20 protein-coding genes and 1 pseudogene are annotated in these 24,048 nt (G+C 71.5%); 12 read left to right on the top strand and 9 right to left on the bottom strand.

Annotated elements, in window-relative coordinates; translation table 11 throughout:
• Positions 1-52 precede the first annotated feature (52 nt).
• Entirely contained in the window at positions 53-1,114 is a 1,062-nt protein-coding gene (locus ABTY56_RS14170; RefSeq protein WP_350629034.1) for a ferredoxin reductase, read from the top strand.
• 7 nt (positions 1,115-1,121) lie between these two features.
• Entirely contained in the window at positions 1,122-2,240 is a 1,119-nt protein-coding gene (locus ABTY56_RS14165) for a fatty acid desaturase family protein (RefSeq protein WP_350629033.1), read from the top strand.
• Positions 2,241-2,356: 116 nt separating this feature from the next.
• On the opposite strand, the gene ABTY56_RS14160 is transcribed toward ABTY56_RS14165, so the two are convergent.
• Positions 2,357-4,984 carry an RICIN domain-containing protein gene (locus ABTY56_RS14160; RefSeq protein WP_350629032.1) on the bottom strand — a complete coding sequence of 876 codons (2,628 nt, stop codon included), beginning with the start codon at positions 4,982-4,984 and terminating at the stop codon, positions 2,357-2,359.
• A 467-nt stretch (positions 4,985-5,451) separates the two neighbouring features.
• Between ABTY56_RS14160 and ABTY56_RS14155 the strand changes: the two genes are divergently transcribed.
• Both ABTY56_RS14155 and ABTY56_RS14150 read left to right on the top strand, forming a co-directional pair.
• Positions 5,452-6,957, top strand: coding sequence for an RICIN domain-containing protein (locus ABTY56_RS14155; protein WP_350629031.1), 1,506 nt, complete (start codon positions 5,452-5,454; stop codon positions 6,955-6,957).
• A gap of 101 nt (positions 6,958-7,058) precedes the next feature.
• Complete coding sequence (locus tag ABTY56_RS14150) at positions 7,059-9,350, top strand: alpha-L-fucosidase (RefSeq protein ID WP_350629030.1); 2,292 nt, start codon at positions 7,059-7,061, stop codon at positions 9,348-9,350.
• Between the two features lie 245 nt (positions 9,351-9,595).
• On the opposite strand, the gene ABTY56_RS14145 is transcribed toward ABTY56_RS14150, so the two are convergent.
• Both ABTY56_RS14145 and ABTY56_RS14140 read right to left on the bottom strand, forming a co-directional pair.
• Positions 9,596-9,979 carry a VOC family protein gene (locus ABTY56_RS14145; RefSeq protein WP_350629029.1) on the bottom strand — a complete coding sequence of 128 codons (384 nt, stop codon included), beginning with the start codon at positions 9,977-9,979 and terminating at the stop codon, positions 9,596-9,598.
• A 355-nt stretch (positions 9,980-10,334) separates the two neighbouring features.
• Positions 10,335-11,207 (bottom strand): aldo/keto reductase family oxidoreductase, encoded by an 873-nt coding sequence (locus ABTY56_RS14140; protein WP_350629028.1) that lies wholly within the window; start codon positions 11,205-11,207, stop codon positions 10,335-10,337.
• Between the two features lie 130 nt (positions 11,208-11,337).
• Here ABTY56_RS14140 and ABTY56_RS14135 point away from each other — a divergent pair, with 130 nt between their 5' ends.
• Complete coding sequence (locus ABTY56_RS14135; protein ID WP_350629027.1) at positions 11,338-11,781, top strand: winged helix-turn-helix transcriptional regulator; 444 nt, start codon at positions 11,338-11,340, stop codon at positions 11,779-11,781.
• Positions 11,782-11,889: 108 nt separating this feature from the next.
• Here the strand turns inward: ABTY56_RS14135 and ABTY56_RS14130 are convergent, their stop codons facing one another.
• On the bottom strand, positions 11,890-12,852 hold the full coding sequence (locus tag ABTY56_RS14130) for an alpha/beta hydrolase (RefSeq protein WP_350629026.1): 963 nt from the start codon (positions 12,850-12,852) through the stop codon (positions 11,890-11,892).
• A gap of 246 nt (positions 12,853-13,098) precedes the next feature.
• Between ABTY56_RS14130 and ABTY56_RS14125 the strand changes: the two are divergent.
• A pseudogene (locus ABTY56_RS14125) lies at positions 13,099-13,443 on the top strand (MBL fold metallo-hydrolase); the annotation flags it as partial.
• 144 nt (positions 13,444-13,587) lie between these two features.
• Here ABTY56_RS14125 and ABTY56_RS14120 read toward each other — a convergent pair.
• On the bottom strand, positions 13,588-14,343 hold the full coding sequence (locus ABTY56_RS14120) for a hypothetical protein (RefSeq protein ID WP_350629025.1): 756 nt from the start codon (positions 14,341-14,343) through the stop codon (positions 13,588-13,590).
• 164 nt (positions 14,344-14,507) lie between these two features.
• Between ABTY56_RS14120 and ABTY56_RS14115 the strand changes: the two genes are divergently transcribed.
• Positions 14,508-15,698, top strand: a complete 1,191-nt coding sequence (locus tag ABTY56_RS14115; protein ID WP_350629024.1) for a sensor histidine kinase — start codon at positions 14,508-14,510, stop codon at positions 15,696-15,698.
• On the top strand, positions 15,695-16,345 hold the full coding sequence (locus ABTY56_RS14110; RefSeq protein ID WP_350629023.1) for a response regulator: 651 nt from the start codon (positions 15,695-15,697) through the stop codon (positions 16,343-16,345). Before ABTY56_RS14115 ends, ABTY56_RS14110 begins: the two co-directional genes overlap by 4 nt.
• A gap of 220 nt (positions 16,346-16,565) precedes the next feature.
• On the opposite strand, the gene ABTY56_RS14105 is transcribed toward ABTY56_RS14110, so the two are convergent.
• Entirely contained in the window at positions 16,566-17,276 is a 711-nt protein-coding gene (locus ABTY56_RS14105; protein WP_350629022.1) for an alpha/beta fold hydrolase, read from the bottom strand.
• A gap of 286 nt (positions 17,277-17,562) precedes the next feature.
• On the opposite strand from ABTY56_RS14105, the gene ABTY56_RS14100 reads away from it, so the two are divergent.
• On the top strand, positions 17,563-18,282 hold the full coding sequence (locus ABTY56_RS14100) for a helix-turn-helix transcriptional regulator (RefSeq protein WP_350629021.1): 720 nt from the start codon (positions 17,563-17,565) through the stop codon (positions 18,280-18,282).
• A 9-nt stretch (positions 18,283-18,291) separates the two neighbouring features.
• On the opposite strand, the gene ABTY56_RS14095 is transcribed toward ABTY56_RS14100, so the two are convergent.
• Both ABTY56_RS14095 and ABTY56_RS14090 read right to left on the bottom strand, forming a co-directional pair.
• On the bottom strand, positions 18,292-19,098 hold the full coding sequence (locus ABTY56_RS14095) for an alpha/beta fold hydrolase (RefSeq protein WP_350629020.1): 807 nt from the start codon (positions 19,096-19,098) through the stop codon (positions 18,292-18,294).
• Positions 19,099-19,235: 137 nt separating this feature from the next.
• Entirely contained in the window at positions 19,236-20,168 is a 933-nt protein-coding gene (locus ABTY56_RS14090) for an NAD-dependent epimerase/dehydratase family protein (RefSeq protein ID WP_350629019.1), read from the bottom strand.
• 215 nt (positions 20,169-20,383) lie between these two features.
• On the opposite strand from ABTY56_RS14090, the gene ABTY56_RS14085 reads away from it, so the two are divergent.
• From ABTY56_RS14085 to ABTY56_RS14075, 3 genes are all read left to right on the top strand, one after another.
• The gene (locus ABTY56_RS14085) at positions 20,384-21,700 is read left to right on the top strand and encodes an NAD(P)/FAD-dependent oxidoreductase (protein WP_350629018.1); all 1,317 of its coding nucleotides are present in this window, start codon (positions 20,384-20,386) and stop codon (positions 21,698-21,700) included.
• A gap of 18 nt (positions 21,701-21,718) precedes the next feature.
• Entirely contained in the window at positions 21,719-22,678 is a 960-nt protein-coding gene (locus tag ABTY56_RS14080; RefSeq protein WP_350629017.1) for a sigma-70 family RNA polymerase sigma factor, read from the top strand.
• 216 nt (positions 22,679-22,894) lie between these two features.
• Entirely contained in the window at positions 22,895-23,311 is a 417-nt protein-coding gene (locus tag ABTY56_RS14075) for a GlnX family signal transduction membrane protein (protein ID WP_350629016.1), read from the top strand.
• Here the strand turns inward: ABTY56_RS14075 and ABTY56_RS14070 are convergent.
• Positions 23,287-24,048: CAP domain-containing protein (locus ABTY56_RS14070; protein WP_350629015.1), on the bottom strand; the 762-nt coding region annotated here is incomplete at its 5' end. The two genes, ABTY56_RS14075 and ABTY56_RS14070, sit on opposite strands and share 25 nt — an antisense overlap.

The raw sequence follows: 24,048 nt of genomic DNA, 5'->3' as shown, positions 1-24,048 counted from the left end.
TTTACGTCCTTTGGTCAGGACTTTACGCCCGAAGGCGCAGCAAGCTGGAGCCATGACGAGTGCAGCCCTCCGCAGCAGGGCGTGGAAACTGCTGGAGATGGTCACGACGCCGCTGCTGCCGTCGGACTACCTCGACCTGGTCAGCCCGCTGCGCGCGGGCGCCGACCTGCGGGGGCGCATCGAGGCCGTGCACCCCGAGACGGGTGACGCCGCGACCATCGTGATCAGGCCGGGACGGGGCTGGCGCGGCCACACCGCCGGTCAGTACGTGCGGATCGGGGTCGACGTCGACGGGAGGCGCCTGTGGCGTGCCTACTCCATCACCTCGCCGACGAACCGCAAGGACGGCCGCGTCACGATCACCGTGAAGGCGATCCCGGACGGCAAGGTCAGCAATCACCTGGTCCACCGGGCGACACCGGGCACGCTGATCCAGCTCGACCAGCCGACCGGTGACTTCGTGCTGCCGCAGGCCAGGCCCGCCAAGGTGCTCTACCTGACGGCCGGCAGCGGCATCACGCCCGTGATGGGCATGCTCCGCGACGTCGAGTTCGACGACGTCGTCATGGTCCACTGCGCGCCACGGCCGCAAGACGTGATCTTCCGCAACGAACTGCACGACCTGGTCGCGGACAGGAGGCTGCGCCTCACCGAGGTGCACACCGACTCGGACGGCAGGCTCGACATCGCCCGTCTCGACGAACTCGTGCCCGACTGGGCCGAGCGCGAGACCTGGGCCTGCGGGCCCGCGGGCCTGCTCGACTCCGCGGAAGAGCACTGGATCGAGCACGGCGTCCGAGAGCGCCTGCACACCGAACGCTTCCGCCCGCGCGTCGTCGTCGACGGCGACGGCGACGGCGGCGAGGTCACGTTCAGTGCCACCGGCAGGACCGTCGAGGCGGACGGCGCCACGCCGTTGCTGGACGTCGGCGAGGAGGCCGGCGTGCTCATGCCCTCCGGGTGCCGCATGGGCATCTGCTTCGGCTGCGTCTCGCCGCTCAAGGCGGGCGCCGTCCGCGACGTGCGCACCGGCGAGATCACCGAGGCCGAGCCGGGTGTCCTCATCCAGACCTGCGTGTCCGCCGCGGCGGGCCCCTGCGACATCGAACGGTAGGAGCACCTTGTCCGCCATCGACCCCACCGCCCACCTGACCGCGGAGCAGATCGAGGAGCTCGGCCGCGAGCTGGACGCGATCCGCGACGAGGTGATCGCCGGCCGCGGCGAGAAGGACGCCGCCTACATCCGTAAGGTCATCTCGGTGCAGCGCAAGCTCGAGCTGGCCAGCAGGGGCGTGCTGCTGTTCTCGATCTTCCCGCCCGCGTGGCTGCTCGGCACCGCCGGTCTGTCCGTGGCGAAGATCATGGACAACATGGAGATCGGCCACAACGTCCTGCACGGCCAGTGGGACTGGATGCGGGACCCGAAGATCCACTCCACCACCTGGGAGTGGGATCACGTCTCGCCGTCCGACCAGTGGAAGCACTCGCACAACGAGCTGCACCACACGTACACCAACGTCATCGGCAAGGACAACGACCTCGGCTACGGCATCATGCGCGTCGACGAGGACCAGAAGTGGCACCCGTTCCACCTCGGGCAGCCGCTGTGGAACTTCATCAACGCCTGCTTCTTCGAGTACGGCATCGCAGCGTACGACCTGGAGCTCGGCAAGAACCTGCACAAGAGCCGCCGCAAGAGCCCGGAGTTCCGCGCGCGGGCCAAGGCCGTGGGCCGCAAGATCCGCAAGCAGGTGCTCAAGGACTACGTGATCCACCCGCTGCTGTCGGGCCCGTCGTTCCTCACCACGCTCGCCGCCACGTTCACCGCGAACCTGGTCCGCAACATCTGGTCCCACTCGGTGATCATGTGCGGGCACTTCCCCGAGGGCGTACAGGTCTTCGAGCGCCGGTCGATCAAGGGCGAGACGCGCGGCCAGTGGTACCTGCGCCAGATGATGGGCTCGGCGAACATCAGCGGCAGCAGGGCCATGCACTTCATGACCGGCAACCTGTCGCACCAGATCGAGCACCACCTGTTCCCGGACCTGCCGAGCAACCGGTACGCCGAGGTCGCGGTGAAGGTGCGCGCGCTGTTCGAGAAGTACGAGCTGGAGTACGTCACCGGGCCGCTGCCCAAGCAGGTGTTCTCCGCGTGGCGCAAGGTCTTCCGGCTCTCGCTGCCGAACAGGAAGCCCAAGGTCAGGACGCCGGACCGCGAGCAGGAGCTCGTCGCGGCCTGATTCCCGGTACCGGTTCAGATCTTCGGCCATACCGGCGGCACCGTCAACGGTGGCGATCAGTCCGCCGCGGCGGGGCCCCGGGCCGTTGTGCCCGGGGCCCCGCCGCGGCGTCAGGGTCAGGAAGGGTCGCCGTACAGGAGACCGCGTCCGTTGGTGCCGATGTAGACGCGACCGAAGGTGTTGGGGTCGCCGGTGATGAGGCCGACGCTGGAGAAGTTGCCCCACTGGTGGGCGCCGTCGTTGATGCGGTGCCAGGTCGCGCCCGCGTCGGTGGAGCGGAAGACCCCGGTGACGTCCTTGACGGTGCCGATCAGGTACAGGGCCTGGTAGGAGGCGCCCGGGGCGGCCTTGCCGAAGCCGACAGCGGAGGCCGACTGCACCGTGGAGAGCGTGGTGAAGCTCCGGCCGCCATCGGTGGAGTGCAGCAGCCCCTTGCCGCCGCCGGCGATCCACAGGTCCCCTGCGACGCCGGGGACGGCGCCGAGCTTGCCGGTGGGCAGGTTGGTGGCGCGGGCGGTGAACGTCGCGCCGCCGTCGGTGCTGGCGTAGAGCTTGCCGCCGGCCAGTGAGTAGAAGGTGTCGGCCGAGGACCGGTCGGCCACGACCACGGCGTCGGTTCCCAGACCGCTGACCTTCGACCAGCTCGTCCCCTTGTCGGTGGAGCGGTACGGGGCCTGGCCGTCCTCGGTCCAGACGATGTTGGAGCCGTCCGCCGCGATCGCGACGCGGCCGCTGTTGGCGCTGCCCACCGGCTTCGCCTTGAAGCCGTTCCAGTTGTGGCCGCCGTCGGTGGAGTAGGCACCGTCCTGCTCGCCGCCACGGCCGACCCGGACCATCACCAAGGGGTCGGACTGGGCGAAATCGATGTCGGAGCTGCTGGACATCAGCGGGTTGGACAGTCGCCCGGAGGGCTCCTTGGTCAGGTCGTCGTACCGGAAACCGCCTTGGTCACCCATGGCGGTGATCAGGGTGGCGCCGCTGGGCGGGGCGATCGCGTTCGCCAGCGCGGTCTCCTCCAGTCCGCGGGCTCCCACGGTCCAGTGGCTGGTCCCGCCGTTGTCGGTCGCGTTGGCGTCCTTGCTGGTCCAGATGCCGTTGCCGGTGCCGTACATCACGTGCCCGGAGTCGAAGGGATCGATGCTCAGGGCGGTCATCCAGTGTCCGATACCGGTGCCGAGGTAGGGGGCTGCGGAGGGGTCCCGCACCGACTTCGCGGCCTGGGCGGTCCAGGTGGCACCGCCGTCGGTGGAGCGGTAGATCTCGTCCTGCGGCCACCAGCGGTCCAGGGTGGTGACCATCACCGTGGACGGCTTCTGCGGGTCGACGGCCAGACCGGCGAACCCGTAGCTGCCCTGGGACGGGGAGATGTTCTTCCACGAGCCGTCGGCAGGCGTGTACTTCCACACCGAACCCGCTGTCACGCCGCTGGGCCCGAGGCCGTTGCTGTACGTCAGGTACAGCGAGCCGTCACCGGAGAGCACCCCGTGCTGCGGCAGCTGGCCGGTGGGCTGCCCGGAGACGGCCTGCCAGGTGTTGCCGCCGTCGGTGGAGCGGTAGAGGTTGGTGGACGTGTCGGCGACGCCTGCGTAGACCGTCCTGCTGCCGGCCGGGCCGTACGTCACGAAGGTGATGCCCCCGCCGCTGCTCGCCCCGTCCTTCACGGGGAACGAGGAGACCTGGTTCCAGGTCGCACCGGCGTCGGTGCTGCGCCACAGGCCGTTCTTGCGGGTGCCCAGCAGCAGGGTGTCGTGGTTCGCGGGGTCGATCACCAGCCGTTCGCCCGCCCCGCGGCCGTCCTCGTTGCCGCCCAGCTTGAACGGCAGCTCGGTGCGCTGGAAGGTGCAGCCGCGGTCGGTGGAGCGCAGGATCGCGCCGTTGCCGGCCCAGTCGTTGGTGTAGGTGCCCGCCGCGAGGTAGAGCCGGTCGGGGGCGACGGGGTCGGTCGCCAGGGACTCGATGCCCATCAGGTTCCAGTCCTTCTCGCCGACCCAGTCGGTCAGCGGGATCCACTGCTCGGCCCCGGTGTCCCAGCGGTAGGCGCCGCCCATGTCGGTGCGCGCGTACAGCAGGCCCTTCTCCCGCTGGTTGAAGACCAGCCCGGTGACGTAACCCCCGCCCGCCACCGGGGCGTTCTTCCACACGTACGATCCGCCGCCCCCGGGCGCCTGGGTCCCGCCGGACTTCACCAGCTTCCACTGCTGGTTGCTGCTGCCCTTGCCGGGCCACTGGATGATCTGCGTGCCCCGGTCCGTGGAGCTTCCGGAGACGTCCAGGACCTGACCGCTCCTGCGGGAGGTGAAGGTGACGTCGTCGGAACCGCCCACGTTGTCGATCCGCCACTGCTGGGAGGCGGAGGACCGGTCCGTCTGCTGCTCGGCGGCAGCCGCCTGGGCGGTCGAGTCACCCGTGATGCCCAGCACCTTGCCGCTGTTGCGGTTCACCAGCTCGTAGTAGCCGTCCCCGGTGGGCCTCAGCTTCCACTGCTGGTTGGCGGTGTCCTGGTCGGTCCACTGCTGGATGCGGGTGCCGTCCGCGGCGGAGAAGGCGCTGACGTCCATCACCTGGCCGCTGCGTACGGAGACCAGCCGGTAGTAGACGCCGTCGTCGATTGTCGCGGCCTGGGAGTCCCCGTGGACGAACACGAGGTACGACCCGGTGGCGAGGGGTACGGCGAGCACCAGGGCGGTGACACTCAGGCGACGGCGGTGACGCCCGCGGCGCCTGCCCTTCGGGAGGTTGCTCATGGGTGGTCGTTCTCCTTGCGAACTGTGCACGAGGGGGCGGCGGATCCGGGTACCGGAACTGACCCGGTCCACCCCCTTGTGGTCACGGGTGCCGCAGAGGGTTGCCGCGAGCCGGAAACTTTTTCCGGTCGCCCCGCGGACCGGAGTTCCTCCACCGATCGCGGCACCTTCCGGGCGGGCGGCGCCGACTCCGCGGGCTGTTGACAGCGGTGGCAGTGAACAGGTGTCCTCAGTCGCCCCGCAGCCGTCCGTCGCAGGCGGTGTGTGGCGGTGTCATGTGAGCGCTCACCTTCGGATATGCATCCTATGTTTGCTGCCATGAGATCCGATGAATCATGCCGTAGCTGGCGATCGACAGGCGAAATCTGTCAGAACTCTGGACAAGCACCCGACCTTTAAGCCTTAATCCATCCCATGTCATGGTCGCTTCCGACGCTGTGACACGTCCTCATGGAGAGGTGAAACCCTTGATCCGCAGTCCTTCAGCCGACAGCCGACCAGTCGGCCGGTGGCGCACCGCACTCGCCGGCGTTCTCGCCCTGCTCGGTTCCTTCGCGGCGGTGCTGCTGCCCGCCGCCCAGGCCCGGGCGGCCGCGGCCCCGGTGGCGTTCACCCTGGGAGCCACCCGCACCGATCAGAACGGCAACGCGCTCCAGTTGCACGGACTGGGCACCGTCAAGGTGGGGAGCACGTGGTACGGCTTCGGCGAGGACAAGACAGGCGAGACATCGGCGAACACCTCGTTCCAGGACATCCCCTGCTACACCTCCGACGACCTCGGCACCTGGACCTACCAGGGCGTCGCGCTGGCCAAGCAGAGCAGCGGGGACCTCGGGCCGAACCGGATCGTCGAGCGGCCCAAGGTCATCCACAACGCGTCGACCAGTACGTACGTGATGTACGTTCACATCGACAGCGCCGACTACTCCGAGGCGAAGGTCGGCGTGGCCACCAGCAGCACCCCGTGCGGCCCGTACGTCTACCGGGGCAGCTTCCGGCCGCTGGGCAACGTCAGCCGTGACCTGGGCCTGTTCCAGGAGTCCGACGGCACCGGCTACCTGCTGACCGAGGACCGCAACAACGGCGGCCTGCGGATCGACAGGCTCTCCGCCGACTACCTCTCGGTGGACAGCTCCGTTGCGCTCCTGGGCGGCGGCAGCATCGAGTCCCCGGCCATGGTGAAGGTGGGTGGCATCTACTACCTGCTGGGGTCGCACCTGTCGGGCTGGTACCTCAACGACAACGTCTACGCCACCGCGACGTCCCCGAGCGGACCGTGGTCGGCCTGGCGGGACCTCGCCGCCCCCGGCGCCAACACCTACGGGAGCCAGACGGCGAACATCATCACCGTCCAGGGTCCTTCGGGCACCACGTACATCTACGCGGGCGACCGCTGGGACACCGGTGACCTGGGCAACTCCAAGCTGATCTGGATCCCGCTGACCATCAGGGGGACGACGCTGAACCTCGGCCAGTACCCCACCTGGTCCCTCGACACCTCCGCGGGCACCTGGTCGGCCGGAAGCGGACTCCCCGCGGCCGGCACCTACACCCTCACCGATCAGGCGAGTTCGATGCTGCTGGACGTCTCCGCCGCCTCCACCACCGACGGGGGCGCGGTCGTCCAGTGGCCGTCGACCGGCGGTGCCAACCAGAGGTGGCGGCTCACCCGGGTCGCGGACAACGTCTACACCCTGACCAGCGTGAACAGCGGACTCTGCCTGGACGTTCCCGGCTACTCGACCACCACGGGCGTGCGGGTGCAGCAGTGGACCTGCAACGGTGGCGTCAACCAGCAGTTCGCGCTGGACCTCACCGGCAGTCCCACCGGAAGCACGTACACGCTCGTCGGCGTCGGCAGCGGCCTGGTCCTCGGCACCGGAGGCTCCACCGCACAAGGAGCAGCCGTGGAGCAGGAGAACGCCGGCAGCGCGAGCGCCGCCGGCGAGAGCTGGACCCTGACCCCCGCCTGACGGCCGACCACCCCACCACCCATGTTCAGGGACGAACACGAGAAGGGCGTACCGTGCCGGATTTCATCTCGCGCAGATCGGTTCTCGCCGGAGTGGCGGCCATGACGGTCGCCGCCACCATCGGCTCCGTCGCCACGTCGTCGTCCGCGTACGCCGCGGCCGCCGCCGATCCGCTGCCGCTCCCGCCGCTGCGGATCCCGCAGGTCGACCTGGGTCTGGAGCAGCAGCCCGACGCCAAGATCCAGTGGCTGCAGGACGCCAAGCTGGGCATGTTCATCCACTGGGGACCGTACGCGGGCCCGGCCAACGGCGAGTGGTACATGCACAGCGCCGCGATCACCCCGGAGAACTACCGGAAGTTCGTCACCGACGCGACCGACCGGCAGTTCGCCGCCGACGCCTACGACCCGGCGGCCTGGGCCCGGTTGGCGAAGGACTTCGGGGCGAAGTACACGACGCTGACCACCCGCCACCACGACGGGTTCGCGCTGTGGCCGCTGAGCCACCCCGACGCCTGGTCCTCCGGGCAGGCGCCGCTCAACCGGGACTTCGTGAAGGAGTACGTCGCGGCGGTGCGGACGGCCGGTCTGAAGGTCGGCCTCTACTACTCGCCGATCGACTGGCGCTACCCCGGATACTTCGACGTGACCGGCACCGACTGCGCAGCGAACCCCTGGGGTTACACCACCGATCCGGCACACAAGGAGAACGCGCGGATCATGAAGACCGAGGTGTACCAGTCGATCAAGGAACTGGTCACCCGGTACGGCGTGATCGACGACCTGTGGTGGGACGGCGGCTGGATCGCGGAGCAGGGCACCGACGCGGCCGGCGCGTTCTTCTGGGAGCCCGGTCAGTTCCGCGACGCCGCCAACCAGTGGCAGGTGGACGCCGCGTACGGCGAGACGGACGCGAGCGGCAAGCCGCTGGGCCTGATGGGCATGGTCCGCAAGCACCAGCCCGACATCGTCGCCACCTCGCGCTCCGGCTGGAAGGGCGACTACGACAGCGACGAGGGCCCGGGCGTCCCGACCGGGGCGATCCGCGCGGGTCGGCTGGTCGAGAAGGTCTTCAGCGTCGGCGGCACCTGGGGCTACTCCGACACCCCGGTCATGAGCTACGACACCGCGATGAACATCCTGGTCAACTGCTGGGTGCGGAACATGACCGTGATGGTCAACGTCGGCCCCGACCGGCACGGCACCGTCCCCGACGATCAGGCCGGCCTGCTGCGGCGGATCGGCACCTTCATGAGCGCCTGCGGGCAGTCGATCTACGGCACCCGCGGCGGCCCGTGGAACCCGGTCGACGGCCAGTACGGCTTCACGTACAAGGACAGCACCTTCTACGTCCACCTGCTGTCCGGCTACAACGGCACCTCGTTCACCACCCCGGCGATCGGCGACGCCCAGGTCACCCGGGTCTTCGACGTGCGGTCCGGCGGCAACCTCGCCTTCACCGTCGGCGCCGACCGCCGGGTCACCGTCACCGGCATCGACCGCACCACCCACCCCCAGGACGGCGTCGTCGGCGTCGTCCTCGACCGGAGCGTGCAGCCGGGCGACACCGCCGTCGGCAGGACCGCGACCGCCGACAGCGAGGAGAGCTCCAAGGGCAACACCGCGGCCAAGGCGGTCGACGGGTCCACCGCCACCCGCTGGTGCGCGAACGACGGCGCCACCGGCCACTGGCTGACGGTCGACCTCGGCTCGAACCGCTCGCTGACCGGCACCCGGATCGCGTGGGAGCTCGACAACACCAACTACCGCTACAAGATCGAGGGTTCCACCGACAACAGCGCGTGGACCACGTTGGCCGACCGCACTGCGACGACCAGTACCAGCCAGGTCCAGGTCGCCCAGTTCCGCACCCAGGCGCGGTTCGTGCGGGTCACCGTGACGGGGCTGCCGACCGACGTCTACGCGTCGATCCGCAACCTGGAGGTCTACGACCGCCCCTTCGGTTCGGACCTGGGCACCGTCAGGCTGGTCAACCGCAACAGCGGCAAGGTGCTGGACGTCAGCGGCGGCTCCGCCTCCGACGGCGCCCTCGTCGTCCAGTCGACCTGGAACGGCGGCACCAGCCAGCAGTGGAAACTGCTGCCCGACTCCGACGGGTCCTACCGGCTGTCCAACGTGAAGAGCGGCAAGGTCCTCGACAGCCCCGGCAACTCCGCCCAGGGCACGAACCTCGACCAGTGGACCGGAGACAGCGGCGACAACCAGTCGTGGCAGCTCGTCCCCTCCGCGACCGGCGGCCACTACCGGCTGGTGAACGTGCGCAACGGCTGGTGCGCCGACGTGGCGAACGCCTCGACCGCCGACGGCGCCAACGTCGTCCAGTGGACCACCACCGGCGGCGCCAACCAGGAGTGGCAGATCGTGACCCTCTGACGGACGCGCGCTCTGTCCGAACCCATGACGGCAACCGGAATCCGGTCGGCATGAGATTCGCCGGCGCCACCGACATCAGCAGGTCGTTCGCGAACCCGATCGACATCGTGACCCAGGCCCTCGACGTCCTCATCACCGGCACGATCCGACCGTTACGGCCTCACCGCCGGCCCCGGCCGCCGACCCCGTCCCCTCGCCGCGGAGCCCGCGCATCGGCCGCGCGGGCTCCGCGTGCTGACCCTGCGTCAGGACTCGCCGGCTGCCCGGTCGGACTCGCTGCGGAGCACGCAGAATTCGTTGCCCTCGGGGTCGGCGAGGACCGCCCAGCCCGAGCCGTCGGGGTTCCGGTGGTCGCCGACCAGCGTGGCACCGAGGCCCAGCAGCCGGTCCACCTCCGGGTCGCGCGAGGTCTCGGGGCGCAGGCACAGGTGGATCCGGTTCTTGACCGTCTTCCCCTCGGGCACCTGGTTGAAGTACAGCACCGGGCCCTCCGCCAGCATCACCTGGGTCTCCCGGTCGCCCGGCTTGTCCTCCGGGTTCAGCGGGCGACCCGTCACCCTGCTCCAGAAGCAGGCCAGTTCATAGGCGTCCGCACAGTCGATCGCCACGTTCTGCAGTACCGAAACCATGCACGCGAGTCTTCCCGATCTCCACGCCGAACACCAGGCGGTGCACGGAGGCCCCGGGACGGCCGAGGCACCATCGAGCCCGCACTCCGCGCCTGCCGGGCCTCGCCGGGCCTCGCCGGGCCTCGCCGGGTCGGTCTCGCCGGTCTCAGAGCCTGCGCAGATGGGCGGGTGTGACGTCCAGGCAGCGAGGCGGGCACAGGTCTCCGTGATCACGGAGTTGCGACGCTCTGTGATCACTGGGGAGACCTGTGCCCGTTCTTCCGGCAAGCCGACCGACCTGCGGATCAATTCGCGGCGCTGGTGCCCGAGCGTCCCGCGGTCGATCGGGCCCCAGCCGCTGGTGAGCGCCGTAGGGTTAGCGGCCGATCTTGTCGAGCTCGGCGAGATCGTCGTCGGACAGCGGGAGTCTCGCGCCGGCGGCGTTCTCGCGCAGGTGTGCCACTGATGAGGTGCCGGGGATCAGCAGGATGTTCGGTGATCGCTGCAGCAGCCAGGCCAGGGCGACCGACATGGGCGTCGCGTCCAAACGGGCGGCTACGGCCGTGAGTGCCGAGGACTGCAGCGGGCTGAAGCCGCCGAGGGGGAAGAAGGGCACGTAGGCGATGCCCTGCTCTGCGAGCTCGTCGATCAGATCGTCGTCGTGGCGGTGAGCGAGGTTGTATATGTTCTGCACACACACGATCGGCGCGATCGAGCGCGCCTCGGCGACCTGTTCCGCCGTCGCGCTGCTCACGCCGAGGTGCCGAATGAGGCCCTGTCGCTGGAGGTCGACGAGCGCCCCGAACGCCTCCGCGAGCGAACCGGACACGGGGCCCTGGGCGTCGCCGAGCCGAAGGTTGACCACGTCCAGCGTGTCGAGGCCGAGGTTCTCCAGGTTCTCGGTGACGGCCCGGCGCAGCTCTTCGGGCTTGCGTGCCGGCGGCCAGCCTCCCTCCTCGTCGCGGGTCGCGCCGACCTTGGTCACGATGTGCAGCGAGTCGGAGTACGGGTGCAGCGCTTCGCGGATCAGCTGGTTGGTGATGTGCGGCCCGTAGGCGTCGGCGGTGTCGATGTGGGTGATGCCGAGGCCGACGGCCTCACGGAGAACGGCGAGTGCGTCCTCGCGATCAGCGGGCGGACCCATGACCCAGGGGCCGGCGAGCTGCATGGCGCCGTAGCCGAACCGGGTGACGGTCAGGTCGCCCAGGGTCCAAGTGCCGCCGGGAAGCGAGGCGGAGAGGGTGCCCATGGTGTGCCTTTCGTATCGAGCCGGGGGATGGTGCCTAGCGGCGCCTTGCACCACTATTGGTGCGTAGCTTTTTATCGGGAAGTAGGCACTTCGAAGTGCGTAGGGCACCCACGGGTGAGAGGGATGGTCCATGGCGACGATGACGGCAGCCCAGCAAAGGGCACAGGCCAAGGTGGAGTACGACGCCTTCGTGGCGGCCTGCCCCAGCCGCAAGCTGCTCGACCGGATCTCGGACAAGTGGGTCGCGCTGATCCTGGCCGCGCTCGGCAGCGACAGCGCGCATCAGCCCGGCGCCGACTGCGCCGGCGGGCCCCGGGTGATGCGCTACTCAGAGCTGCAGCGCCTCTTGGCCGGCGTCAGCCAGAAGATGCTCACCCAGACGCTGCGCTCCCTGGAGCGCGACGGCCTGGTGTCCCGCACCGTGGTGCCGACCGTGCCGGTCACGGTGTCCTACGAGCTGACCGATCTCGGCCTGTCGCTGTTCGAGATGATGCGCGGCCTCAAGGCATGGGCCGAGGTGCACATGGACGACGTGCTGGCCAACCGCGAGACCTACGACACCCGCGGCGCCTGAACCACACCAGGGTTCCCCAATAGTCACAGAGCGTCGCAACTCCATGATCACGGAGACCTGTGCCCGCCTTCCTGCCCGGGTGCCCCACCCGCCTGTCTGCGCAGGCTCTCAGTGTCGGAGGATGCGTCGCAGCCAGCGGGTGCGGGCGTCGTGGGCGTCCCGGGTGACGGCGGCGTCCGGGGCGATGGCGTCGAAGCCGTGGCACGCGCCGGGCCACACGTGCAGTTCGGCCTCGCCGCCCGCCTGCCAGATCGCGTCGGCGTAGGCGACGGCCTCGTCCCGGAACGTCTCGGCGGAGCCCACCTCGACGTACGCCGGGGGCAGTCGGGACAGGTCGGTGGCGCGGGCCGGGGCGGCGTACGGCGAGAGGTCGGCGGCGCCGTACCGGTCGCCGAGGAGGGCCTGCCAGGCGGTGGCGTTGGAGGCGCGGTCCCAGGTGTCGTGGCCGGCCATCTGATGGCTGGAGAAGGTGTCGCCGCGGTCGTCGAGCATCGGGCTCAGCAGCAGCTGGCCGACCGGCGCCGGGCCGCCGCGGTCGCGGGCCAGCAGCGCGAGGGCCGCGGCGAGCCCGCCGCCGGCGCTCTTGCCGCCGATGACGACGCGCCGCGCGTCCACGCCCAGCCGGTCCGCGTGTTCGACCGCCCGGAGGAGCCCGGCGTAGCAGTCCTCGACGGCCCCGGGGAAGCGGGTGCGCGGCGCCAGCCGGTACTCGACGGACACGACCGCCAACCCCAGCGGCAGCGCCCAGGCGCGCAGCAGCCGGGGCAGGACGGACCATGCGTTGCCCGTCACCATCCCGCCGCCGTGCAGGTAGTACAGCAACGGCAGCGGCTCGCGGACCCCGGCGGGCCGCGCGCTGACGAGCGTGAGGTCGCTGCCGTCGGCCCGTGGCACGCGCAACTCCTCCACCTCGAACCGGCCGTCATCGCGCAGCCGGTCGAGCGTCGGGCGGGGCCGGGCCGAGGCGTCCCGCTCCTGCCACGCCGCCAGACCCTCCGGCGTGAGCACCTCCCGCGCCCGCGCACCGGCGGCCTCCACCGCGGCCCGCACCTGCGGATCCAGAGGAGGCACCCGCCGAGCCGCCGATCCACCCACCACCAGGACCCCCTCCCCACGGGCGCCCGACGGCGCCCCGACCCGCCCAGCCTGCCAGCCCCGCCGGGGGCGGCGCTGCGCCGAGACCTGATCGATGTCACCTGGACACGGTTTCTGCCATCGCGAGCAGCGGCGTACGGACGGCCGAGCCATCGACCCACCGGCGGTCTGCCGTCGGCTAAGCAGCGCATGGCCGCGAGGGCGACCGCGCAGACTGGGGGCATGGACGTGATCGAGGTACTGCCGAGCCTGCGCATGCCCCGCTTCCCGGTGGGGGCGGCCTATCTGTGGCGGGACGGCGACGAGCTGACGCTGATCGACACCGGGACGGCGGAGTGTGCGGCGGGAATCGAGGAAGCCCTCGACGGAGACCTGCGGCGGATCGTGCTGACGCACTGGCACGAGGACCATGCGGGCTCGGCCGCCGAACTGGCCGCCCGGCACGGGGCGGAGGTGCTGGCGCATCGGCTGGAGGCGCCGGTGATCCGGGGCGAGGTGCCCGGGGCGCCGCCGGTCCTGGAGGAGTTCGAGCTGCCGATCCGGGCGGCTATGCGTCGCTGGGTGCCGCCCATCAGCCGACTCGAACTTCGATGAGTCTCAGTCAAACGACCTACCTGGGTGGGTCGCTGACCGCGCGGCGTTCTGTGGGACACCCGCGTCTCGGGCCGGGACGGCAGCGGGGCGGCGCGCCAGGTCGGACGAAGGGGGAGGTCAGCCGCGGTTGGCCAGGTGTCGGGAGGTGAGGCTGATCTCGTCGAGCTGGGCGCCGGTCAGGCGTCGGGTTTCCCAGATGAGCGCGGCCACGTCGGTGGCCCGCGGGTGGAGCGGTGGCAGGTCGTCCGGCAGGGGGATGCCGCCGAGCGCCGCCAGGTCGGCGGCGGGGATGCCCAGTACGCCCGCGAAGCCGGCCACCAGCTCGGGGGTCGTTTCGACGGTGCCCCTGCCGATCCCGCCGATGGTGGCCGCCGCCAGGTAGATCCGTCCGTCGGTCACCGCGTGCAGGGACTTCGCCGTGCACAGCGTCGTCAGGTGCCGACTGCGCGCGAGCTCCAGGAGCACCGAGCCGAAGCCCGGCTCGTCCCCGTAGTGCGGCCGGTCGAGCCCGCCCCGTTCCGCCAGCGGGTCCTGGGGCTGGGCCCGGATCGCGTCCAGCAATGGGCGCCGGTTCTCGGCAGGCATGACCGCCAGGTCGTAGACGAGGCGGCTGACCGACCGGTCGGGCTTGCGGGTGACCGGCGCCAGGTCGTCGGGTACCGGCCGGCCGGCGAGGACGAACAGGTCGGCGGCGTGCAGCCCGAGTGCCGGTGCGAGGCCCCTGAGTAGCCCTTCGGTCGGTGTCCGTCCGTCGGACACCGCCTGCAGCTCCAGCGGGTCGACGCCCGACGCCGCCGCGAGCGCGGCCGCGTCGAGCGACCGGTGGTCCCTCAGGTGGGTCAGCAGCGCACCGAACTCCAGCATCCCTGTCATACCGTCAGCCTATCGATCTGCGCAGGCCCCTGGGCGGGCCTCCGGGAGGGCCCCCGGGTAGGCCCGGGAGGTACCCGCGCCCGAGGCGGCCGACCGGAAGGAGGAGGCGCCTCCTCCGCTCGGGGGAGGAGGAACCGCCCTGACGGACCGTAGGGTTCGATCCCGTGCTGCGTGAACGGATCGAACGACTCTTCGGCCGCAGGTTCGGCCCGATGCGCCTGGCCCTGGTGGCCTTCGGCCTCGGCTACCTGCTGCTGTTGCGCCGCCCCGGCGAACTGGGGGCGGCCGACTGGGCGGTGGGCCTGGGCGTGCTGGCGCTGTCCGCGCTCGGCGGGTTCAGCGCGTGGAGGACGGCGCTGGGCCAGTGCGCCCTGCTGGCCCTGGCGGAGCTGTACGCCCCGCTGGTGACGGTGGAGGCGAAGGTCGGGGCCAGCGCCGCGCTGTTCGAACTGGCGGTGCGCCGGTGGGGGCGGGCGACCGTGGTCGCCTCGGCCGCCCTTGCGATGGCCCAACTCGTCGGGGTCGAAAGGCCGTTGTCCGCCGACCTGTTCCCGGCGCTGTACCGGGCCGCAGTGATCGTCAGCGTGCCCGTGCTGCTGGCCGGCTACATCCGGTCGGCCGAGCGCGCCGCCGGCATCGCCCACGAGCGGGCGCGGGAGGCCGAACGCAGCCGTGACCTGGCCGAGTGGGGCGCCAGGATGGGCGAGCGGGCGGCGATCGCCCGGGAACTCCACGACATGGTCGCCCACCACCTGGCGTCCACGGTGCTGCGGGTCGGCGTGGCCCGGCACGTCCTGGCGCCGACCGACCGGCGCCTCGCCGAGGTGCTGGACGACGTGCACTCCAGCGCGAACACCGCGCTGACCGACCTGCGCCGACTGCTGACCGCGCTGCGCGAGCCCGCCGCCGACCACCTCGCCCCGCTGCTCGCCGAGACGACCGACCTGCCGGCCGCGGTCCAGGGCGTCGTGGACCGCAGCCGGCAGTCGGGAATGGCGGTCCGCGCCGACATCGACCCCCGCATCGCACAGCTCGACGCGATGCGGTCCCTGACGGTCCTGCGGCTGGTCCAGGAAGGGCTGGCCAACGCCACCAAGCACGCCGGCGCCACGGCCCGGATCCGGCTGCGGACGCGGATGGCGGACGGCACCCTGTCCCTCGTCCTGGAGAACACCCTGCCCGCCGGCGCCGCTGCGCCGCGGCCGGGCCACCCCGAACGCTCCGGAGGCCACGGCCTGCTGGGCATGCGCGAACGCGTCGCCCTGGTCGGCGGGACGATCGACGCCGGGCCCACCCCGGACGGCTGGCGGATCAGCGCGAGCCTGCCGCCGGCGGCCAACGGGGTGCACCCGTGATCACCGTGCTGATCGTCGACGACCAGCACCTGGTCCGTGCCGGGGTGCGGATGCTCTGCGAGTCGACCGAGGACATCGTCGTCGTCGGGGAGGCCGCCGACGGCGCGCAGGCGGTCCGGTCGGCCGAACGACTCCGGCCCGCCGTGGTGCTGATGGACCTCCACATGCCCGGCATGGACGGCATCGCCGCCACCGCCGAGATCCTCCGCCGCCACCCGGCCGCCCGGGTCGTCGTGCTGACCACCTTCGACGACGACGATCGGCTCTACCCGGCCCTGAACGCCGGCGCCTGCGGCTTCCTCGGCAAGGACGTCGAACCGACCGCCGTGCTCGACGCCGTACGGCGCGCCGCGACGGGCGACAGCCCGTACAGCCCGACCGTGCTGCACCGGGTGGTGACCCGCGCCGCCCTGGCCTGGGGCGGAACGGACGGCCGGCTCGCTGCGAGCGCGTCGCTCACGGAGCGGGAGCGGGAGGTACTGAGGCTGATCGCGGCCGGCCTGTCGAACAGCGAGATCGCCACCCGGATGCACATCGGCCTGACCACGGTGAAGACGCACGTGTCCAACCTGATGACCAAGACCGACACGCCCAACCGGGTGCGCCTCGCCGTCCTGGCCATCCAGGAGGGCCTCGCCGACGACTGAACCCCGGCCTCGTCCTGGCTGCGGTCCGAGGCCGTCCGCGCCCGCGCGCTGCGTCCCGTCGACCCGTGTCCGATCGCGGGTCGCTTCAGTCGCTTCGGTCGCTTCGGTTCCTCGCCGATGATCCCGGGATCCCGGGATCATCGCGGGGACGGCTGTGGCCACCGCTGATCATCGCCGGCACCTGTCGGCAACGGCCACTGCCGGTTCGCCGGGGTCCCGCTCAGCGCCGAGTCGGGCGTCCGGGCGCCGACGCGTCCGCGGCGCGTTCGGCGAGCAGGAGGGCGGCGACCGCCTCCGGGGCCTCGTGCATGGCGTTGTGGCCGGTCGGCAGGTCGTGGACCTGCCAGTCGGGATCGGCTCGGAGGCGGGTGCGGGTCTCGGTGAACGGTGTCCGGTCCTCCCAGCCCGAGCAGTAGACGAACTCCCGACGGGGGACCCGCGTGAACGCGCCGGTGAGCCGGATCGTCTGCAGGAAGGAGGCGAGGGGATGGGGGCGGCGGCGGGGATCGCCGCCGTCCGGCGGTCGGACGGCGTAGCCGGTGGCCGCGGCGCCGGCCGTGAACACCCCCCGGAAGTGGTCGTTCGTCGAGGACCAGCACGACTCGCCGTCGCGCGGGACGTAGGCGTCGAGGTGCACCAGGCGCGAGACCCGGCCGTCGGCGCGGTCGGCGGCGGCGGAGATCACCATCCCGGCGTAGCTGTGGCCGACCAGCGTCGCGTCGGTGATGTGGTGGCGATCGAGGTGCCGCAGGACGTCGTCGGCGTGCGTGTCGAGGTTGGCGGTCGCGACCGTCGCATCGTCGTCGTCCGGCCGCAGACCGGTCAGGGTCAGGGCGTGAACGGTGTGACCGGCGCCCTCCAGCAGCGGGACCACCGCCTCGAACGCCCAGGAGCCCTTCCAAGCGCCGGGTACCAGGACGAACGTCGCCATGTGATTCTCCTTCTCGCTCGAGCCGCGGCATCGAGGCACGCCGCCCCGACGACCTGACACGTGGTTCGGTCCGGCGCCCGGCGCGGGACCGAAGGCCACTCGGCATGCAGGTAGTGTCACCGGGCCGACGTGTGGCTCGTCACCGATAGGACGCCAACTGATGCCCGTTCACGGCCAACCCCGCCGGACCGCCGGTGTGACGTCACAGATCTGGCCGTCCGGCGGGCGCCACCTCTGGCCGTCCGGCGGAACGAGCGCGGCGCAGTCACACACACGGGGCCACCTGGTGTACGCCGCCGACGGGGTCCTGGCGGTTCACACCGAGTACGGCACGTCGATCGTTCCCGCCAACCGGGTCGCCTGGACCCCCGCCGGGTTCACGCACCACCACCGCGCCCACGGCGACACCGACATGCGGATCGCCTTCCTCCCGCCGTCCCTCGCCCGGCTCCTGCCGGAGCACCCCGTCGTGTTCCTGGCCTCCGGCCTCGCCCGCGAGGTCCTGCTGGCCCTGACCGGCCCCCGCAACGACGACGCGGCCGGGCCCGGCTACAGCCGCTCCGCGCGCCTGCGCCTCCTGCGCGTCCTCGTCGACGAACTCCGCGAGGCGGACGAGCAGCCGCTGCACCTGCCGGAGCCGAAGGACGACCGGCTGCGGGCCATCGCCCGGATGCTGTCCGAGGACCCGGCGGACAACGCCACGTTGGCCGAGTTGGGGAAGGCGGTGGGAGCCGGCACCCGCACCCTCAGCCGACTGTTCCGCGGCGAACTCGGCATGACCTTCTACGAGTGGCGCACACAGCTGCGCATCCACCATGCGCTCGTGCTCCTCGCCGACGGCCACGACACCGGCCGAACCGCCTACGCCTGCGGATGGTCCAACCCCAGCAGCTTCATCGCGGCGTTCACCGACATCATCGGCACGACTCCGGGCCGCTACCGGAACGGCCTCCGGACCACCGCCCGGGCATCTCGCCCCCGGGCGGTGGTCAGGCCTTCGGGGTGACGGGTGACGTCACCGGTGGAGGACCTGTGCCGCCGTGTCCCGGACGGCGCCGGCCAGGGTCTCGGGGGCGGTGAGGTGGGCGACGTGTCCCTGTCCCGTGAGCGTGACGACCCGCGCGTTCGGCAGGGTCGCCGCCAGGTCGGCGAGGCGTTCGCGCAGGTGGGCGGGGCTGAGATCGCCCTCGATCAGGGTCGTCGGCGTGTCGAGCGTCGCGAAGCGGTCGATGCCGACGCCGAGCGCGTCGATCGCCTCGGTGTCGGCGATCTGCGCCGCCGCGTACGCGGACCGCTCTGCGCGCAGGTGCGGTTCGGCGAACAGGGCGTCGACCACGGGTGCGGGCATGCGGACGATGTCCCGCAGGTGGATCCGCATGGCCTCGACCGGATCGCCCCCGTCGAGCGCGGCACGGGCCCGTGACCCTGCTGTCCCGGCGACCAACTCCCGGGTGGGCATGGGAGGTTCGTAGAGGAACAGGCCGGCGAACGCCGACCGGTCCAGCAGGGCGGCTTCCAGCGCGGCGACCGCGCCGGAGGAATGCCCCACGAGCAGCATCGGAGGCTTCAGGAGCTTCGCGACGGCGACGATGTCGGCGGCCTCGACGGCCATCGAGTGGGGAAGCGCGATGTCCGCTCCGGGGACGTAGATCCGTCGGCGGATCCTGACGACGCGGAAGTCGTCGACGAGGCGGCTTGTGACGCCGTCCCAGGCCGTCGCATCGCCACCCCCCGGGTGGACCACCAGCAGGGTCGGTCCGGACCCGTCGTCAAGGGCGGTGATGCGGTGGCCGTCGTCGGCTGAGGCGAGAAGCTCGGTCATGCGCACAAGCGTGCACCCGTCCGCCGTCATCGCACCGGCAGACCGCCGACATCCCACCGACATCCGCGCGGAAGCGCGCCGCCCTGCCGGGCCGACGGTTCTGCGCCGGGCGTTGAGTCAGGGCCGACTTGCCTGGTTCACCCGTTTGCCCGGTGGTCGGGGTGGCCCGGGTGGCCCGGGTGGTGCGGGGTCCAGCCGAGGTCGCGGGCGGCCTTCGCGTTGGACACCCGCAGCGTGGTGTCGAGCATCAGGTCGCCCAGGTACGGGACCGCCGCGCGCAGCGCCCAGCCCGGCAGCCGCAGTCCCGGTCGGCCCCGCCGGGCCGCTGCCGCGACGTCCCCGAACCGGGCGGGCCGGCCGTCCACGATGTTGTACGCCTCGCCCGGCCGGCCGTGCTCCAGAGCGGCGAGGGTGCCGGTCACGGCGTCGTCGATGTGGATCCACGACATCACCCCGCCGCCGCCCAGCGGCACCGGCATCGGCCGGCTGCCCGGCGTCGGGTCGAACCAGGTGCCCGGCCCGTGGAACAGGCCGTACCGCAGCGCCGTCCCGGCCACGTGGTCGGCCGCGAACACTCGCTCCTCCGCCTCCACCAGGCCGCTGACCACATGATCGGACACCGTGCCGCGGTAGACCCCGAACGGGTCCTCCTCGGTGACGAACCGCTCCCCGTGGTCCCGGTACCCGTAGCCCAGCACCAGGGACTGGGTGAGGAACCGGCGAGCCCCCAGCACCCCCGCCGCCTCCAACAGGTTCGCCGATCCCCGCGAGCGGAGCACATTGGTCGGATCGTCCGCCGTGAGCGTGCGCGACGGCGCCTTCAGCGCGGTCAGCTGGTGGATCACCGCGTCCGCCGCCAGCCCGTCCACGGCTCTCAGGAGCCCGTCCCGGTCCAGCGCGTCCGCTCGCACCGGCTCCGCCCCCGCCGCACGCACCGCCGCCGCCGACCCCTCGGAGCGGGCCAGCGCGAGGACGTCGTAGCCGGTCCCGACCAGCGCCCGGGTCAACGGACCCCCGACCGCCCCGGTCGCCCCCGCGAGCAGCACCCGCATCGCGCCTATTCCATCCATCCCGGCCCTCCCAGCCATCCCAGCTCCCGAATCCGGGCCCTTCGACCCCTCGTCCCGCCCGTTCCCTCGTCCGTCCGGACAACCTCAAGGACCGGACGGACGCCCGGAACGTGACCCGCGCCGACCTGTGACCCACATCACATTCCATCCCTGTCAGGAATCGGCGCGCTGTCCCGCTCAACCCACCGGAGCAAGCGAACCGAGAGGAGCACGTCATGAAGCACCGCATCGTCGTCCTCGGCGCCGGCTACGCCGGGTCCTACGTGGCAGGGAACCTGGCCCGCCGGCTGTCGGCGCAGGACACCGAGATCACCGTGGTCAACGCCGAGCCGGACTTCGTCCAGCGGCTGCGGCTGCACCAGCTCGCGGCCGGCCAGGAGATCGCGGCTCCACGGCTCGCCGACGTCTTCGACGGGACCGGGATACGGCTGCGCCACGCCCGTGTCACCGCCGTCGACCCCGAGCGACAGGCCGTCGTCCTGGCCCACGTCGACGCCGCCGACGCCGCCGACGCCGCCGACGCCGCCTTCGACGACGGCGAGCTCGGCTACGACACGCTGATCTACGCGCTCGGCAGCCACGGCGCCGACCACGGCGTCCCCGGCGTGGCCGAGCACGCCTTCGACGTCTCCGCCCGGCCGTCGGCGCTGCGCCTGCGGGAGCGCCTGGACAGCCTGGACAGGCGGGGCGAGGGCGGGCGCGTGGTGGTCGTCGGCGACGGTCTGACCGGTATCGAGACCGCCACCGAGATCGCCGAGTCCCGGCCCGGCCTGGCGGTGACGCTGGTCGCCCGCGGCGAGCTGGCCGCCCGGCTCTCCGCCGGGGCCCGCGGCCACCTGCGCCGGGCCTGCGACCGGCTGGGCGTCACCGTCGTGGAGCACACCACCGTCGCAGCCGTCGAAGGGGCGCGGGTGCTGTGCGCCGACGGCACCGCCCTGGCGTCCGACGCGACCGTGTGGACGGCCGGCTTCGCGGTCCGCCCGATGGCCGCGGACGGCGGGCTGGAGGTCACCGAGGAAGGGCGGATCGTGGTCGACCACACCATGCGGTCGGTCTCGAACCCGAACGTCTACGCTGTCGGCGACAGCGCCCACGCCATCGGAGACAACGGCCGTCCGCTGCCGATGTCCTGCGCCTCGGCCGGCTACACCGGCATGCGAGCCACGGCCGCGATCGTGGGACGCCTGACCGGCCGTACGATCGCGAAGACCTCGATGGGCTACCCGGGCAACCACATCAGCCTCGGGCGGCGGGACGGGATCCTGCAGCCGGTCGACGACGAGGGGCAGGCGAAGCAGACGTACGTGGGCGGTCGGAAGGCCGCGCGGATCAAGTCGGGCATCCTCAGGATGTCGCTGTGGGCCAACTCGCACCCGACCTTCCTCCTGCCCAAGCGCAGGCGCCGCCTGGCCGCCGAGGCCCTCGGGCCCGCCGTGTCCGCCGCGACCGCCGTGACCGCCACGAACCCTGTGTCCGCCGCGACTTCCGTGCCCGTCGCACCGAATGCGTCCGCCGACCCGGCGGCCGCATGACCGTCTAGGGTGATCCACGTGGACAGCACCGCCACCGACCGCTTCGACACCAGCCGGTTCGAGGCCGGCCGCACCCGGCTGGCTTCCTTGGCGTACCGGTTGCTGGGCTCCGCCACCGACGCCGAGGACGCCGTGCAGGACGCGTTCCTGCACTGGCAGGCCGCGGACCGGGAGCGGATCAAGGTGCCCGAAGCGTGGCTCACCAAGGTCGTCACCAACCTGTGCCTCGACCGGCTCCGCTCGGCACAGGCCCGCCGCGAACGCGCCGCCGGCGCCTGGCTGCCGGAACCGCTCCTCGACGGCGACCCGATGCTCGGCCCGGCCGACACCTTCGAGCAGCGCGAATCGGTCTCGCTGGCCGTGCTGACGCTCATGGAGCGCCTCTCACCCGTCGAACGGGCCGTCTACGTCCTGCGCGAGGCGTTCTCCTACAGCCACGCCGAGATCGCCGAGATCCTCGACATCACCGAGTCCGCCGGCCAGCAGCACCTCCACCGGGCCCGGCGCCGCATCACCGACGCGCGCCGCCGCACCGGCGAAGTCGACCGGGCAGCCGCCCGTAGGATCGTCGAGGAATTCCTCGCCGCCGCCTCCTCGGGCCGCACCGAACGGCTGGTGGCGCTGCTCACCGACGACGCGACCGCGATCGCCGACTCCAACGGTGCCGGCCCGGCCACGACGCTGGTGCGGTACGACACTCCGGAGCGCATCGCCGCCATCGCCCGGGCCGGCTTCAGGCCCACCCCCGCGAAGCTGCGCCGGGCCGGCGGCGCGCCCGCCGTCCACTACGCGGTCGTCAACGGCGCCCCCGCGCTGCTCTTCGTGCTCGGAGAGCAGGTCATCGGCACCGTGACGTTCGACATCGTCGGCGGCAGGATCGCAACCGTGCGCGGCATCGCCGTCCCCGCCCGCCTCGTCCGCCTCACCGAAGCCTGGCGCCACCACGCACCGGACGCACCGCCCGTCACCCGGTGGTGACCGGTCGCCGACCGTGACCCTGTGACGGGCCGTCGGGCGGCAGCCGTTGTCAGACCCGGGTGACACGGGAACGCCGGGCGGCACGGCTGTCATGGGGAAACGGTCGCGTCGGAACGGCGCGACCGGAGACAGCCGTCCCACTTCCCGGACCGCGCGCCCCCGTCACCGGCTCGGAATTCCTGGCGCAGCCGGGCCTGGTGGAACACCCCGCGCCTGGTGCGCGGGCTCACCGGCCTCAGCCTCGCGGCGCTGCTCGTCGCGGGAACGCTCACCGCCGCCGTGCTGGGCGGGGCCCGGGACGGCACGGACGTCATCGGCCACCGGGCCGCCCCGCAGGTGGTGCGCTCGGCGGACCTCTACTTCGCGCTCAACGACATGGACGCCCGGGCCGCCAACCTGCTGCTGTTCGGCGCCGATCGACCCAGTCCTTCGCCCGGGTCGACGGCGCCGCCCCCGCCACGTACGACGAGCGGCTCGCCGCACCGGCCGACAAGTACCAGGCCGACCACGGCCAGGCGGGGTTCGGGGGACCTCGGCGACGAACTGCGCAACATCACCTTCAGCACGCCCAGCATCGCGCGAGGGTATTCCCCGGACCCATGGACCGGTCAACCGAAGAAGTCCTGCGTGTAATAACGCGTACCGTCCGAGGCTTGAGCGATCCCCACCCCAACAAGCTTGAAGTTACAGTTAAGAATGTTTCTGCGGTGGCCGTCATTGGGTGGCGTTTCATTAAACCAAAAATCGAACGCTGCGTCCGCATTCGGGAAACCAGCGGCAACATTCTCGCCTTCAAAGCCAGAGGAATTCATGGCATTCGTGATCCGGCCTGGCACTGCCGGCCCCCCTGATAGAAGCGGTTCGTCCCAGCCGAGTGAATCATCAGAACCGTAGTGCCCGGGATGCTTCGGCCGGTTGGCGGGAGGTGGGGCATTCAAGAGAGTGGGGTGGTGGTCGGCGAGGTCTTGGCTATGGCCGCGTGCTGCCCGCAGCAGCCCGATGTTGAGTTGCACAGGAGCGCATCCGCCGACGTTCTGCCGCGCCTGGTTGGTCCGATCAATGATCCTCTGCTCGTCCGGACTCGGCGCCTCGATCGTAAATGTGCCATTGAAGTCGCCGCATCCGGCGATGCTCCATGGCGGTCCGACGCCGATGAACTCTCCGTGCTCGTCCAGGACCGTGGGCCGCTGGACTATGTTATTTCCGTTCATGAGCCAGATTTGGGTTTCGCCGGTGTCTGCGTTGTGCCAGACAATGTCGGCGGATCCGTCTCGGTTGAAGTCGCCGCATCCGGCGATGCTCCATGGCGGTCCGACGCCGATGAACTCTCCGTGCTCGTCCAGGACCGTGGGCCGCTGGACTATGTTATT

The sequence above is a fragment of the Kitasatospora sp. NPDC097691 genome (genome assembly GCF_040302665.1).
GTDB lineage: Bacteria > Actinomycetota > Actinomycetes > Streptomycetales > Streptomycetaceae > Kitasatospora.
Note: the sequence above shows the minus strand (reverse complement) of the source record. Positions and strands in the feature narration are given on the sequence as shown.

Excerpts from the sequence above, each read along its gene's own strand:
- ABTY56_RS14095 (WP_350629020.1), bottom strand. The coding sequence starts at position 19,098 with ATGACCGAGCTTCTCGCCTCAGCCGACGACGGCCACCGCATCACCGCC.
- ABTY56_RS14140 (WP_350629028.1), bottom strand. The coding sequence starts at position 11,207 with ATGGGCACCCTCTCCGCCTCGCTTCCCGGCGGCACTTGGACCCTGGGC.
- ABTY56_RS14105 (WP_350629022.1), bottom strand. The coding sequence starts at position 17,276 with ATGGCGACGTTCGTCCTGGTACCCGGCGCTTGGAAGGGCTCCTGGGCG.
- ABTY56_RS14120 (WP_350629025.1), bottom strand. The coding sequence starts at position 14,343 with ATGACAGGGATGCTGGAGTTCGGTGCGCTGCTGACCCACCTGAGGGAC.
- ABTY56_RS14085 (WP_350629018.1), top strand. The coding sequence starts at position 20,384 with ATGAAGCACCGCATCGTCGTCCTCGGCGCCGGCTACGCCGGGTCCTAC.
- ABTY56_RS14145 (WP_350629029.1), bottom strand. The coding sequence starts at position 9,979 with ATGGTTTCGGTACTGCAGAACGTGGCGATCGACTGTGCGGACGCCTAT.
- ABTY56_RS14160 (WP_350629032.1), bottom strand. The coding sequence starts at position 4,984 with ATGAGCAACCTCCCGAAGGGCAGGCGCCGCGGGCGTCACCGCCGTCGC.
- ABTY56_RS14135 (WP_350629027.1), top strand. The coding sequence starts at position 11,338 with ATGGCGACGATGACGGCAGCCCAGCAAAGGGCACAGGCCAAGGTGGAG.
- ABTY56_RS14170 (WP_350629034.1), top strand. The coding sequence starts at position 53 with ATGACGAGTGCAGCCCTCCGCAGCAGGGCGTGGAAACTGCTGGAGATG.
- ABTY56_RS14150 (WP_350629030.1), top strand. The coding sequence starts at position 7,059 with ATGACGGTCGCCGCCACCATCGGCTCCGTCGCCACGTCGTCGTCCGCG.
- ABTY56_RS14090 (WP_350629019.1), bottom strand. The coding sequence starts at position 20,168 with ATGGATGGAATAGGCGCGATGCGGGTGCTGCTCGCGGGGGCGACCGGG.